The organism is Dyella sp. GSA-30, from assembly GCF_027924605.1.
Taxonomy (GTDB): domain Bacteria; phylum Pseudomonadota; class Gammaproteobacteria; order Xanthomonadales; family Rhodanobacteraceae; genus GSA-30.
In genome coordinates this window covers 4,691,411-4,704,519 of record NZ_AP027042.1, presented here as the reverse complement: position 1 = coordinate 4,704,519, position 13,109 = coordinate 4,691,411, and the positions used below count along the sequence as shown (strand labels likewise).

Here is a 13,109-nt window from a genome sequence, read left to right as displayed (position 1 = left end):
TTCTGATTACGGGCGTGGTTGTTGCAGTCACCCGTCGGCAAGTAGTTTGCCGCTCTTGGCCCATGCGTCGCGCGATACTTCGGTAATCACGATATCGACGCTTTCTGGCGGGCACTTCAGCGTTTCCACGGCGACGCGGGTTGCTTCCTGCACGAAGCTGCGCTTTTGTTCCAGCGTGCGGCCGGGATGCATTTCAAGACGTAGGATGGGCATGGTGATGCTCTCATGGATACCCCGGAAGTGGGGTGGCGAGGGCATGATGCGCGCGGGCCTGACGTTGATAAACTTGCCATGATTTTGCACATAACCAACCTATAGGTTTGCAATCATGAACAAGCTGGCGGGCATGGAAATGTTTGTGCAGGTGGTGGAGTGCGGCAGCTTTGCCGCCGCCGCCGAAGCCAGCCAGGTATCGGCGACCATGGTGGCAAAGCACATCCAGGCCATCGAGCAGCGTTTGAATGCACGGCTGCTCCACCGCACTACGCGCCGCCAGCAACTTTCCGATGTGGGCCGGCTTTATTATGAGCGCTGCAAGCAAGCGCTTGCCGAGATCGAACTGGCCGATGCCAGTGCCGCCGAGTTGCAGGCCAGTCCACGTGGTCTGTTGCGCATGGTGGCGCCGGTGAGCTTCGGCAGTCACAGCCTGGTGCCCGCGCTGGCTGACTACATGACCGCACATCCCGAGGTCCAGGTGGATCTCAAGCTGGACAACAGCACGGACAGTTTGATCGGCGACGGTTACGAACTCGGCATCCATATTGGCGAGATCGATGGCCCGGGGCTGGTGGCGCGCCCGCTCAAGCCTTATCGCAGAGTGATGGCGGCTGCACCTGCCTATCTGAGCCGCCATGGTTCACCGCAGCGTCCCGAGCAACTGAGCGAGCACCTATGCCTTGGCTTGTCGTATTGGCGTTACCACGATCAATGGCGACTGGTTGGTCCTGGCGGAGAACTCCGTAATGTCGCCGTGCAGGGCAGTTTCACCGCCAACCATGGCGATGCGCTGCGCATGGCGGCCTTGCGTGGGCTAGGTATCGTGCTGCAGCCGGAGGTTGTGCTGGCCGACGATCTCGCTGCCGGCCGGTTATTGCCGGTGTTGCCTGACTGGTCGCTTGCGCCGTCGCCGATGTACCTGGTGTACACCCAGGATCACCGCCCCACGGCAAAGCTGCGAAGCGTGATCGACTTTCTGATGGAGCGGTTCGGTATGGAATAGAGACGTGTGCGAAATCAGGGCGCTAGTCTTTCACCGCCAGATAAAGTTGACGGTATGCCGCGATCAGGCGGTCAAGGGTAAATGCGCGATTTCTCCCGCTGGGATTGGGCAGAACCCAAATGGCGGTGCCCTGCATACGAGCCGGCTGTAGCCCCCAGCCGATATCCCGTTGGCGAGATAACTCCGAGTACGCCATCTTGCCTAGAAACGCGATAAAACGCGGCGCGTAATGAGCGACTTTCCGTTCGAACTCGGCTGCGGCAGTGGTGAATTCCTCTGGCGACAACTGGTCCGCACGGGCCGTGGGGCGCCTCACCACCGACGTCAGGCCATAGCCGTAGCTGAGAATCGTGTGGTCTTCCTGCGGCTGAATTTCCTCAGGGGTAAAGCCGGCGAGATGAATAACGCGCCAGAATCGATTATTTCGTCCGACAAAGTGATGCCCTGACGCGGCCGCCGACAGGCCCGGGTTGATCCCGCAGAACAGCACTTTGAGATCTCCGGCAATGATATCGGGGAGTTCGCCGGTCGAAGCAGGCTGGGCATCAGACTTGATCTTCATGGTCGATCGCACCGGTGGTCAGCTACAGATCACGCTCACCGCCTTGTGCGCGAGCTTCCTTAGTTCGTTGCGTGAGCTGCCGGCGCGAGCGCGAATGGCAAGCGTATGCATCGTAGCGGAGGCGAGCAGGGCGAGTGCCTTGGGGTCGGCGCTCTGCTCCAATTCGCCTGCCACACGCGCCTGTTTGAAGCGCGCCTCGAAATCGGCGTCGAGCGCTTGAAAGCCCTTCGCGACGATGGCCTGGATCTCAGGATCGCCAGGGGCTTCGGTAATGGCCGTGCCGACCACGAAGCACCCGCGCACCTGATCGTCACCGGAGAAATAGATCGATAGCGCCGCGTCGTATACCCTCATCAAGGTCTCGGAAAGCGTCCCTCCGCGCTCGAACGCCTTGCGCATCATTGCAAACTTGAGCTCCCAATAGTCGCTCAGCGCCCTGATGTAGATCTCATGCTTGTCACCAAACGCCGCCCGAAGGCTGGGCCGGTTCATGCCGGTCGCGGCGGAGATGTCGTCGAGTGACGTGCCGGAATAGCCCGTCTTCCAGAATGCTTCCTTGGCCTGTCGAAGGGCGGTCTCGGGCTCGTAGGCACGTGGCCGTCCTCGGGCTTTTCTCGCTGCATCGTCTTTTTTTGTTCCGGGCCGCATAAAAATATTGACCTGTCGTTGTTCTGGTGAATATTATGCGAGTCAGTACAAAATGCAACTCGCGTGCAGTTCGTGCTTTATCCATCAGGAAGACACAGCCATGCATTCCCCCGAGCGTTTTCGTGACACAAGAATCCCGCTCGCCCACGGCGCCGGATCGATCCCGGCTGTCGGGTTCGGTACGTTGATTCGTGACGGCGTTGCCGCCAGGCAGGCCATCAAGGTGGCGTTGGAAGTGGGGTTCAGGCATCTCGATTGCGCGGAGCTTTACGGCAACGAAGACGTGGTCGGCGTCGCGATGCGCGAAGCATTCGAGGCTGGAACCGTGGCGCGAGAGGAGCTGTTCGTCAGCTCGAAGCTATGGAACAACAATCACCGTCCCGAGCGGGTCAAACCTGCGCTCGAAGCAAGTCTTAGTCGTCTTCAGCTCGACTATCTCGATGCCTATTTAATCCATACACCTTTTGCCTTCCGGCCCGGCGACGAGCAGTACCCCAAGGATGGACGTGGTGAGCCGGCCTATGACGAGGGAGTCACGTTGATCGAGACCTGGCGGGCGATGGAAAGCCTCGTGGATGAAGGCAAGTGCAGATCCATCGGGCTCTCCGATATCACCCTGGAAAAGCTGAAGGAAATCGTCGCGGCTGCCCGCATCAAGCCTGCCGTGGTGCAGGTCGAAAGCCATCCTTATCTTCCCGAATGGGAGCTGCTCGACTTCTGCAAGCAACATGGCATCGTGCTGCTTGCCTTTGCACCATTGGGTCACGGCATGGAGCCGAGGATACCGGATGACCCGGTGATCAAAGCCATTGCTCAGCGCGTCGAGAAAATGCCGGCGCAAGTTGCGCTCGCGTGGGCGGTGCAGCGTGGGACAGCCTTTCTGACTACATCGACCAACCCTGCGCATATCAGGGAAAACTTCGATGTTTCCGCACTACCTGAAGAGGCCATGCAGGAAATACAAAGTCGCATCACCACGAGTGTTCGGTTGAATGCCGTCGTGGAGACCGGCATGCCCGGTTTTGTTCCGCAGCGCGGGTGAATCGGCGGGGCGTCAGACTGCAAGTCAGGTCACGTGCTCTTCGACCGATACGCGGTCGTGTTTCGTTTCGCCTTTGAAGTCAAATGAATCTGAAGGCGCCTGGGCGACGTGCATCGCAAAGCTGGTCTGTCCCGGCGACAATTCCGGTTTCAGCGTGAGCGAAGGAATCTCATACGCCCCCGTATTCTGCGGCCGATAGGCAATCGGCGGCGTCGTCCATAGATCGTCCAGCCGTTGCCCCAGTGCCTCGCATATAGCGTCGAATTGCGCCTCGCTGATGCCACGTGTCCGATAGGTTACGAAGGGCGGCAGGACGTCGAAGCCGGGGTAGTAGAGCATCCCGTGGTGGATCGGAAACAGAAGGTCGTCGATAGGTCCATTGATGCCGCGCGGGCTGTAATGGGACTCCCAGCCGCCGGTTGTGACGACCAACATCGCGCGTTTGCCCGCGAGCATCCCTTCGCCGTAGCGATCGCCCCAACGCACATCGGAGTGCTCACCCACGCCATAGCCGAAGCCGTAGGCATAGACGCGTTCGAACCAGCCCTTCAGAATCGCCGGCATCGAGAACCACCACAACGGGAACTGCAGGATCACGGCATCTGCCCAGCGCAGCTTTTCCTGCTCGCGCTCGATATCCGCGCTTTGCTGGCCGCTCGCATAGGCATGTTTGGAATCGCGGTCGGGATAGAAACGTTCCTTGGCATCGCGGCCGGTGCTGTCATCGGCGTCGAGCGCGGCCTTCCATTGCATCGCATACAGGTCCGAGACCTGCACGGTGTGGCCGGCATCCTGCAGGCGTTTGATCGTGAAGTCCTTGAGCGAGCCGTTCAAGGAGCGAGGTTCTGGATGGGCAAAGACGATAAGTACGTTCATGGCGGGGTCTCCGTGGCACATGACGACACCTTAGGCGCCCACAAGGTATATTAGAAATTAATTATCAAAATTACAGGTATAGTCGTGAATAATTTACGGCGGCTCGACCTCAATCTGCTGGTCACCCTCGACGCTTTGCTTGCCGAGCACAATGTCACCCGGGCGGCGCTGCGGCTGAATTTCTCTCAGCCGTCGATCAGCGTGCACCTGGCCAAGCTGCGCGAGATATTCGGCGATCCGTTATTGCTGCCTGGGCCCAGGGGCATGCGGCCGACGGCACGAGCCGATGCCTTGCGCGAGCCGCTACGCCTGGCTCTGGAGGCATTGGAGCTTGCGGTCGCGCCTTCCGGCCCTTTCGACCCCTCGGGTTCGGATCGCACATGGCGCGTGGCCGCCTCCGATTACAGCGAGGCCACGATCGTGTTGCCTGTGCTGGCCGGCTTGCGCGCGGCGGCGCCGGGGACGAGTCTGGCTGTCCTGGCGCTCACGCCATCGCGTATCGCGCGACAGGCGGAGCAGGGCGACATCGATCTGGCCTTTCACACGCGCGACGATGCCCCGCCAGGTTTGCGCCAGCGTGTGCTGTTCGCCGAGCGCTACGTGCTAGTGGGGCGTGCGGGGCATCCGCGATTGAAGCGACGGCCGACGCTCCGGCAATTCTGTGAGCTCGAACATGTGATCGTTTCGCCCGATGGTGGCGGATTTCACGGTGGTACGGACGATGCGTTGGCCAAGTTAGGCATGACGCGTCGGGTCGTGTTGTCTGTGCCGCATTTCATGTTTGTCAGGTCTGTTGTGGAGAGCAGCGACCTGGTGGCCATGCTGCCGGAACGCCTGATTCGTGAAAGTCCTGGGCTACGCGTGGTCGAGGCGCCTCTCGACGTTCCAGGTTACGAAATGGCGATGCTCTGGCATGAGCGTTCCCACCGCGACCCGGCGCATCGATGGTTGCGGGATTACATCGTGGACAGTGTTTAATGGGAACGTCTTGCTTTGTCGTTCAACCGGTCACAAAAGAACCCGCGCCTGGAGACGGTGAGGACACATGCAAATAGATAACGAGGTTTTCGAGAGGCGTTTACCCAAGAAAATCCCTTGGGGAGATCAGGCGTTTAGGTTCTGCGAGTTTCGCGACATCCAAGCTGAAGGGCCGCATATCACTTCTAGCTTCATTGATTGCATATTCGATCGGTGTGATCTGTACTGGGCGCTATTCAATATAGCTACGCTTGTGGGAGTCACGTTTAAAAATTGCGATTTTCGAGGATGTTCTTTTGCGGGATGCCGGATCGTCGAATGCACATTCGAGAACTGCCGCTTTATGGACGACAACCTTGGAGGCGGCTGTAGCTTCGATTCTCAATGGTACGGTTGCAGGCAGCTAGGTACCGAGGGTCTGAGCGTTGAGTTTGCGGCGATCTAGCAATCTGTAATGATCGTTTGCGTTTGAGTCAAAAAGGATGTTGTCGAAGTAGGTTGCGCTCACGACCAGATGCTTGAACCGAGGCATCGACCATCAAGCCGATGCCTCGGCTCTTATTGAAGTTATAGTTGCGACGAAGTTGTCGCGTTGAACGGCATGCCCAGACTGGTCTCCAGGTTGCCGATGGCATACTCCAGCAGGCTGAATATCTTCGCTCGGTCTGCTGTGTTGCTCAGATCGAGTGTCGCCGTGCTGGCAACGCCTGCCTGACTCAGTGCGGTAGTGAACGCCGTCTGCGCCTGCGCCGCCGAGATGTAAACCGAAGCGCCTGACTTGTTCACATAAGCCAGTGTCTGGAACACGTTCGAAAACACCCCTTGCAACGACGCGATATTGAAGCTCACGTGGTTGGTTGGCGTGGCCAGATTGGTGGCGCTGGTGGTCGGAATCGGCTTGTCGTAGATCTGGTCCAGGTAGTAGCGAACCTGATAGGGATATTGCCGATACGTGTCTTGTACGCCCCACACCGAACTGTACGAATCCACCGAAGCCACGGTCGAGGCGGTGGCCGTTGCCCCCAGGCTGCTATAGCTGCTTACCAGACCACCGTAGTAGCCCTGGTTATAGGCCACGTTCAACAAGACGTCGAAGAAGTTGTTCGGTAGCGTCTTGAAGTTCGTCAGAGCGTCATTGAAAGCCGGTTGCCACGGCGTAGTCCAGCCGCCCGGTCCGGTACCCGTGACAATCAAGGCCACGAAGTCGTTGTAGTGGAAGTACGCCGTCAACATCGGGCCGTAGTACTTGTTGTTGAATGACGCTGGCGTAGGCTTGCTGTACTGCGTGGCCGCCGTAGCCATGGTGTAGCCGATGTTCTTCTGGATCGCGATGTAGTTGATCAGCGAATGGCCGGCCGGTGTATAGGTACCGGACACCATATCGGCGGCGTAGTTGTTGATCTGGTATGGGCCGCCTTGTCCAACGCTCATCACCGCCGCTTGATTGGGCGAAGGATCGATCAGCGCGCTGGAGCTGACGTAGTACTGGGTGGCGATATTCTCCTGCAGCAGCTGCGCCAGGATCGAGCCGTAGGTGTAGTCCTTATTGAACTGGATGCCGGGGTAGTACTCCTGTACCAGGTGGCCGTACATGACGCCGGCGACGATATTGGACATGATCAGATCAGTGTAATTGTCGCCTGTCAGAGGGAGTTGATCCTGTGCAGACCCCGCGCCAAGCAGCAGATGGAAATTGATCGTGCCGGTGGTATTGCTTCCCGAGGCCGGTGGCGCGGGTGGTGCGGGCGGCGGAGGCGGCGGGGGTGGCGGAGGCGGTGAGCCCGACGAGCCGCAGGTGCCGGCTTGGGTCCACGGCTGACCGCTGCCGGAGCCGCCATTGCTGGTCGCCGGGTCGTTGCCCTGCGTCCACCAGTTGGCCACGTAGTTGATGCCGTTTTCGCTCGCTTGCTGCCCACCGGTATAAATCGTCGATGCACTCCATGCTGTCGTGCATGCTGGCGCCGATTGCGCCTGCGCCATTTGCATCGGCGTCATCGTCAATAAGGTGGTGGACAGCACTGCGCCCATCGCCGTGCTTATCGCGCTCAGTAGCATGACGGGCCACTTCGGCAAACTCTTCTGACTCATGGGGCTACCTCCGTATGGGGCTAATAACGCTGACAGTTTGACAACGATATCCCTCCCGGTCACGGAGACACGGCTTGGCGCATCCACGTCCGTAACTACGTGTATGGGGGGTACGACTGCACTGATTCCTTCGAGGATCGAAGGAAAATGACAACGTTGTCTATGGAAGCACCGCAGCGCCAGGGGAGATCGTGATGCGTGTCGCAAAGGCATGAGCAAGCGCCTGACCGAAAAGGTCGATCTGGCATTTGGGAATGCCGGAGGCGACTCTTGCGGCATCTGCCATGGACCAAAGACTGGCTGGTACTCACGACGTTCTCCACTTATACGAATCAACCCAACGGTGTATCGTCCGACCGGCTAATTGTCGGATTCAATGCCAGGGGGGTTGTGTGAATAAGAAAGAGGAAGCCGGCGTAATCGCAAGTATTTCAATCTCGAAAAGCGCGGGTCCCGTATTGGACGATGAGCGCCTCGTTCTCGTCGACGCGCTACGCGGTTTTGCACTGTTTGGCGTACTGGCGGCCAATATGCGCGCCTTCAATTTGCCCTTGATGCTTTACGATGCCACCGAAAAGGTTTTTCCGTCATGGTACGACGTCTGGGTGCAGGCGTTATTGGATGTGTTTATCTCAGGAAAGGCATATACGCTATTTGCCTTTCTCTTCGGGCTTGGTTTCGCCATTCAAATGACGCGTTCCCAGGCGCGTAGCTCAGGCTTTCCATGGTTCTATTTGCGACGGCTGGGCGCATTGGCGTTGTTTGGATTCATCCATGGCTTCGTGATCTGGGATGGCGACATCCTGCTGCCTTATGCCTGCACCGGTTTCCTCCTGTTCTGGTTCCGCAAGGCAACGCCAAAGACGGTGCTGACCTGGGGCGCATGTTTGTGGACACTATCGCTCCTGCTCGCGATCGGGCGTTGGATAGCCAGCCGGCTCCATATCGATGGATTTGCCGGTACCGGTGCGCCACCGGACCTGACGAAGGCGCAGCAGATCGTCGCTCTTTATGCGCATGCCAATCTGGGCGGTCTTGTGCACGAGAACGGCCAGATGTGGCGTCAGTGGATATCGTCGGCACCGTTCACGGTGGCACTCAGCCTGCCTCTCTTCCTGATGGGCCTGTATGTTTGGCGCAAGGGATGGGTTCAGGCATTGCCCGAGCGAAAAACAACGCTGCGGCGCATCTGCGCATGGACGTTGTCGCTGGGATTGACGACACAGATGGTTTGCGTGGTCGCGCATCATCTTGTAAGCCCGGACCAGCCGCAGACGATATTGACCTTGATCTTGAGACTGGCAAATCTTGTCAGCATGCCCTTGGCAAGTTGCGGCTACGCAACCGGGCTGGCGCTGCTGTTTCAGCATCCGCGATGGCGGGCGCGTGTTTTGTGGCTCGCCCCGGTGGGGCGCATGGCATTGACCAATTACCTTACGCAATCGATTTTCTTCGTGACGTTTTACAGCGGCATTGTCACGGGCTTATACGGGCGTGTAGGTCCCGCGTGGAACATGCTCGCCGCCGTATTGTTCTACCTGGCGCAGCTGCTATTCAGCCATTGGTGGTTCCGGCACTTCCGCTTTGGCCCGGTGGAATGGTTCTGGCGCGGGCTGACGTATCTGAAGTGGCCAGGAATGCGGGTGGCTTGAGCGCCCGCCAAGGCGATGGTTTGTACGCCTGCTACATACAGATGTCATACCGCACTGGCGGACATGACATCTGTATGTATGTGCATGTGTGAACCGCAGTAGCTTGCTCGTCGCCCAAAAGCAAAATTTGTGGACTGATCAACAGATCAAGCATTCAGCTAAACGCTTCATCGATGATACGTGCAGGTTGGCACGCAAAATGTGTGTTGAAGTAAATGTGTACTACTGCGCATCTCTACCGCATAAGCGGAGAGATCGTGGCCCACGAACACATAAATTTGCAGTGCAGTGAAGATACTTGGTAGTTGCCACGCCCGGTGGCGATTATCGAGATCCATGCATGCGTATCCGCAATCGTAATTTCGGCACGCTGGGAGTTGCTGCCCGGCACGATCAGCCATCCATACATTCTGCCGGACGACGCGTCGGGTACGTGCTGGTCATTGGAGCCGCGTTGGCGGTCGTCACGCCCTTTTCGGCAGCGATCGCGCAGAGCCAGCCTTTCGTTGCTTCCGGCTCGCCCAATCAAGTGGCGGTTGCCACCGCCTTGCAGTCGCTGCCTGCGCGTAGCCCGCTGCGGACGTCCCTGCAAAGCCAATGGCCCACCGACCCGGCCAGCGCACGCGCCGGATACGACCGTCTGTCCGGCGAGATTCACGCCGCCGTCGGCACACAGATGATCGAGGACAGCCACTTCGCCCGTGACATGTCGTTTGCAAGGTTATCCTGCGCGGCCGGCTGTGCCGACGGTAGCCATCTGTGGGGGCAAGCCACCGGTGGCTGGAGTCAGCAGGGCAACAACGGTAACGCAGGCGCAATCACGCGCGACATGGGCGGCGTGATGGGCGGCGTCGATACACTGATCTTCCACAATAGCTGGCGTGTGGGCCTGTTGTTCGGTTACGACCACTCGACACTCACCGCCGACAGCCGCGATTCCACCGCGAGCACCCACGACACTACCTACGGCGCGTATGCCGGCACCCAGTGGGGAGCGCTCACCCTCAAGCTCGGCGCGGCTTATGTACGCCACGATATTTCCACCGACAGGTTCGTGCAGGTTCCAGGGCTGGCCGCAGCGCACGTTGGCACGGACTACTATGGGGACACCGCGCAGGTCTTTGGCGAGCTCGGCTATGGCGTGCGATGGGGCGGCAGTACGTGGCAGCCTTATCTGCAGCTGGCCCAGGTGCGGCAGAACTTCGAGTCGTTCCACGAATCCGGCAGCCCGGCCGCGCTCCTGGGCCGCAGCCATGAAGCCGATGTGACGTATTCCACCCTTGGCGTGCACTTCGTCGCCGACAGCTTTCAACTGGGCAATATATCGGTGAATGCGCGAGCCGGCATCGGTTGGCGCCATGCCATGGGCGACGTGGACGTCGATCACGCGCTGGCGTTCCGTGCTGGCGGCAGCTACTACAATCTGAATGGTCTGGTCGTGAGTCGCAACGTCGGTGTGCTCGACGCCGGCCTGGATTTCACGCTGGCGCCCGATGCGGTGGTTTCGCTGAGCTATACCGGTCAGGCCGGTAGCCAGCGCACCGTGGATCAGGACCTGACCCTGGCCATGTCCGTGCGTTTCTAAGTTGCATGGGGTAGTAGATAGGGACGGCGGCGATGTGCTCATCGCCGCCACGTGACTTGATCAAGAACTAGCGGACGGGATTCTACGCGGCCTTTCGCTACATGAACGGCGTCTGCCGGATGCCGATGCCAATTCGAAAACTGAGCACAGGCTCATTTTTTTCAGTTTGAAATATGAGTCTCATCCGGTAGCTGATGAGATCTTCGTCGAGCGAGCTCGGCCACACCGCTTTTTGTTGGATTCTTCCCTTCTTAAAGTTTAGCCAAGGAGTGCGAGATGACTCTCAAGAGCCACGTTTCGAACAAAAAGTCCTGGCGCACAAATTTGGCTTTGTTGCCGTTGGCTCTGCTGACGGCGTCGGCATCCATGTCCGCATGCGCTACCGATGGCTGGGTGGAAACTCAGACGAAGGCCGTCCTGGTTCCGCAGAGCAATGTATCGGCAGGCAAGATTGCCACCGCATCGCAGGCGTGGACGATCAATATCGCCGATGCGCCTCCGGTGAACGCTTTGGTGACCCCGTTGGAGTCGACTAAGCAGTTGCATATCGTGATCAGCCTGAAGCTGCGCAACGAGGCGCAGCTCGATACGTTCTTACATGATCTCAATCAGTCGGGTAGCCCTGTTTACGGCAAATTCCTTACGCCGCAGCAGTTCAAGGAAGCCTATGCACCCACCGATAGCCAACTGCAGGCGGTTGTAGCGCATTTGCAGCAAGCTGGATTTGCCCATATCCAGCCAGCTCCGAATAATTTGTTGATTTCAGCCGATGGCAATGCGACGAATATAGCTGCGGCGTTTCGTACGCAGATCAGGCAATTCACGACGCCCGAAGGGAGGCAGCAATTTGCCAACGACGCGCCTGTTCAGGTGCCACAGACATTGGGCGATACAGTCGGAGCTGTGCTTGGCCTGCAAAATGTACACGGGCCACAGGCCTCCATCGAGAGTACTTCGCCGATAACCAAGAGCAACGCACTGTCTGTTTCCGTTACCGACCCTGCTCAATACACGAAAGTCTATGACGCCGGTAGCACGCCAAGCGGCGTGAACACGAGCGTGGCCGTTATCTGCCAGGGAAACGGGGATATGTCCGGGCTGGTCGATGCCCTCAATGCCTATACCGATCAGGAGCATCTCCCGAGAGTGCTCACCACCCTGGTCGCCATCACTGATGGTGTGGGGCAGGGCACGGTTTACCCCTTCTCGCCTCCGGGTTGCTGGCCCGAGACCATCGTCGGCGTGTCCGGCGGATTGGCGAAGTTGACTGCCTATGTCGGAGCGGTCCAGGTGGGCAGTTATTTGACGGAGGCGACGCTTACGGCGATGTATAACCGGGCCGTGACCGATAACCGCGCCAAGATCATTCATTCGGCTTACAACCAGGACGAAACATGGGCGCATAACTCCGGCGCCCAGACGGCGGACGATACGATTTTCAAGCAAGCGGTGGCTCAGGGGCAGACCTTTGTGGTGCCCTCCGGGGATTTCGGTGTCTATGAATCTTACGCTGGCGTGATCTATCAAAAGGATCTGAGCAAGTACTCGGTCAGCGAACCGGCCAGCTCCCCCTATGTGGTTGCCGTGGGAGCCACGAACGCGGCCGTAAATCAGGATTTCAGCTGGGCGGGCGAGAGTGTTTTCTCAGCCACGTTTGATTACTGGCAGGGCGACATGTACGGCAGCGGAGGCGGTGCCAGCTTGTTCGAGCGCGCGCCGATCTGGCAGAGCGACGCCTTGGGTCGTGCAGTGACCATGCGAGTCGTACCAGACCTGGCCTTCGATCGAGGCGGGTATTACGGTGGCGCAACCGGCAATGCCTCGGCCATTTTCGCCGGCATATGGGCGCGCATCCAATCGGCAAATAACAACAGCCTGGGCTTGCCGACAGAACGCATGTACCAGCATTTCTCCAAAGATCCCGCGCCAACACATGACATCGTCGGCGGCTATAACGGCATTTACACCGGTGGGACGCCGAGCTTTACAGGCTATCGCTGCACTCTCACATGGGACTACTGCACCGGCTGGGGCAGCCTCGATATCGCGAAGTTCAGCGACTATGTCACGCAGTATTGGGGAACTCCGCGCGGCAATGTCTATGCGAGCTATTTCGTCTGGCCCATTCCCGATCTGGGCAGTGTTGCAGGGCCGATCATCATTCGCGATCGCAGCGGCCATTGCCCGCCTACGCTGAGGGTGGAAGCCAAGATCACTCACCCGCATCGTGGCGATCTACGTATCACCCTGGTCGCTCCGAACGGGGTCCGTATGGTACTGAAGCAGCCCGATCCCAACGACAGCGGCGCCAATATCGATCAGATATGGACAGTGGATGCCGCTACGTTTCCAGCCAATGGCAAATGGCAGCTATGGGTGGACGATTCGTTCAAGGGAAACACAGGGACTCTGGATCAATGGAGCCTTGGGTTCTGAACCGCATGGCCATGTGATGGTGA

11 protein-coding genes are annotated in these 13,109 nt (G+C 58.7%); 6 read left to right on the top strand and 5 right to left on the bottom strand.

What is annotated here, in order from left to right; translation table 11 throughout:
• Positions 1–27: 27 nt before the first annotated feature.
• Positions 28–213, bottom strand: a complete 186-nt coding sequence (locus tag QMG46_RS20085; RefSeq protein ID WP_281849652.1) for a 4-oxalocrotonate tautomerase — start codon at positions 211–213, stop codon at positions 28–30.
• A gap of 115 nt (positions 214–328) precedes the next feature.
• Here QMG46_RS20085 and QMG46_RS20080 point away from each other — a divergent pair, with 115 nt between their 5' ends.
• Complete coding sequence (locus tag QMG46_RS20080) at positions 329–1,219, top strand: LysR family transcriptional regulator (protein ID WP_281849651.1); 891 nt, start codon at positions 329–331, stop codon at positions 1,217–1,219.
• 22 nt (positions 1,220–1,241) lie between these two features.
• Here QMG46_RS20080 and mug read toward each other — a convergent pair whose 3' ends face one another.
• The gene (gene mug / locus QMG46_RS20075; RefSeq protein WP_281849650.1) at positions 1,242–1,781 is read right to left on the bottom strand and encodes a G/U mismatch-specific DNA glycosylase; all 540 of its coding nucleotides are present in this window, start codon (positions 1,779–1,781) and stop codon (positions 1,242–1,244) included.
• An 18-nt stretch (positions 1,782–1,799) separates the two neighbouring features.
• Complete coding sequence (locus QMG46_RS20070) at positions 1,800–2,291, bottom strand: TetR family transcriptional regulator C-terminal domain-containing protein (RefSeq protein ID WP_281852936.1); 492 nt, start codon at positions 2,289–2,291, stop codon at positions 1,800–1,802.
• A 238-nt stretch (positions 2,292–2,529) separates the two neighbouring features.
• Between QMG46_RS20070 and QMG46_RS20065 the strand changes: the two genes are divergently transcribed.
• The gene (locus tag QMG46_RS20065) at positions 2,530–3,471 is read left to right on the top strand and encodes an aldo/keto reductase (RefSeq protein WP_281849649.1); all 942 of its coding nucleotides are present in this window, start codon (positions 2,530–2,532) and stop codon (positions 3,469–3,471) included.
• A 24-nt stretch (positions 3,472–3,495) separates the two neighbouring features.
• Here QMG46_RS20065 and QMG46_RS20060 read toward each other — a convergent pair whose 3' ends face one another.
• On the bottom strand, positions 3,496–4,347 hold the full coding sequence (locus QMG46_RS20060) for an NAD(P)H-dependent oxidoreductase (RefSeq protein ID WP_281849647.1): 852 nt from the start codon (positions 4,345–4,347) through the stop codon (positions 3,496–3,498).
• A gap of 84 nt (positions 4,348–4,431) precedes the next feature.
• Between QMG46_RS20060 and QMG46_RS20055 the strand changes: the two genes are divergently transcribed.
• Positions 4,432–5,325 carry a LysR family transcriptional regulator gene (locus tag QMG46_RS20055; protein ID WP_281849646.1) on the top strand — a complete coding sequence of 298 codons (894 nt, stop codon included), beginning with the start codon at positions 4,432–4,434 and terminating at the stop codon, positions 5,323–5,325.
• A gap of 567 nt (positions 5,326–5,892) precedes the next feature.
• Here the strand turns inward: QMG46_RS20055 and QMG46_RS20050 are convergent.
• Complete coding sequence (locus QMG46_RS20050) at positions 5,893–7,413, bottom strand: carbohydrate-binding protein (RefSeq protein ID WP_281849645.1); 1,521 nt, start codon at positions 7,411–7,413, stop codon at positions 5,893–5,895.
• A gap of 284 nt (positions 7,414–7,697) precedes the next feature.
• On the opposite strand from QMG46_RS20050, the gene QMG46_RS20045 reads away from it, so the two are divergent.
• From QMG46_RS20045 to QMG46_RS20035, 3 genes are all read left to right on the top strand, one after another.
• Entirely contained in the window at positions 7,698–9,065 is a 1,368-nt protein-coding gene (locus QMG46_RS20045; RefSeq protein ID WP_281849644.1) for a DUF418 domain-containing protein, read from the top strand.
• Positions 9,066–9,405: 340 nt separating this feature from the next.
• Positions 9,406–10,650 (top strand): autotransporter outer membrane beta-barrel domain-containing protein, encoded by a 1,245-nt coding sequence (locus QMG46_RS20040; protein WP_281849643.1) that lies wholly within the window; start codon positions 9,406–9,408, stop codon positions 10,648–10,650.
• Positions 10,651–11,016: 366 nt separating this feature from the next.
• On the top strand, positions 11,017–13,086 hold the full coding sequence (locus tag QMG46_RS20035; RefSeq protein WP_281849642.1) for a protease pro-enzyme activation domain-containing protein: 2,070 nt from the start codon (positions 11,017–11,019) through the stop codon (positions 13,084–13,086).
• Positions 13,087–13,109 lie beyond the last annotated feature (23 nt).

What these genes read in the sequence shown, in the direction of transcription:
- QMG46_RS20065 (WP_281849649.1), top strand. Translation starts at nt 2,530, where the DNA reads ATGCATTCCCCCGAGCGTTTTCGTGACACAAGAATCCCGCTCGCCCAC.
- QMG46_RS20045 (WP_281849644.1), top strand. Translation starts at nt 7,698, where the DNA reads ATGGACCAAAGACTGGCTGGTACTCACGACGTTCTCCACTTATACGAA.
- QMG46_RS20050 (WP_281849645.1), bottom strand. Translation starts at nt 7,413, where the DNA reads ATGAGTCAGAAGAGTTTGCCGAAGTGGCCCGTCATGCTACTGAGCGCG.
- QMG46_RS20085 (WP_281849652.1), bottom strand. Translation starts at nt 213, where the DNA reads ATGCCCATCCTACGTCTTGAAATGCATCCCGGCCGCACGCTGGAACAA.
- QMG46_RS20080 (WP_281849651.1), top strand. Translation starts at nt 329, where the DNA reads ATGAACAAGCTGGCGGGCATGGAAATGTTTGTGCAGGTGGTGGAGTGC.
- QMG46_RS20060 (WP_281849647.1), bottom strand. Translation starts at nt 4,347, where the DNA reads ATGAACGTACTTATCGTCTTTGCCCATCCAGAACCTCGCTCCTTGAAC.
- QMG46_RS20035 (WP_281849642.1), top strand. Translation starts at nt 11,017, where the DNA reads ATGTCCGCATGCGCTACCGATGGCTGGGTGGAAACTCAGACGAAGGCC.
- mug (WP_281849650.1), bottom strand. Translation starts at nt 1,781, where the DNA reads ATGAAGATCAAGTCTGATGCCCAGCCTGCTTCGACCGGCGAACTCCCC.
- QMG46_RS20040 (WP_281849643.1), top strand. Translation starts at nt 9,406, where the DNA reads ATGCGTATCCGCAATCGTAATTTCGGCACGCTGGGAGTTGCTGCCCGG.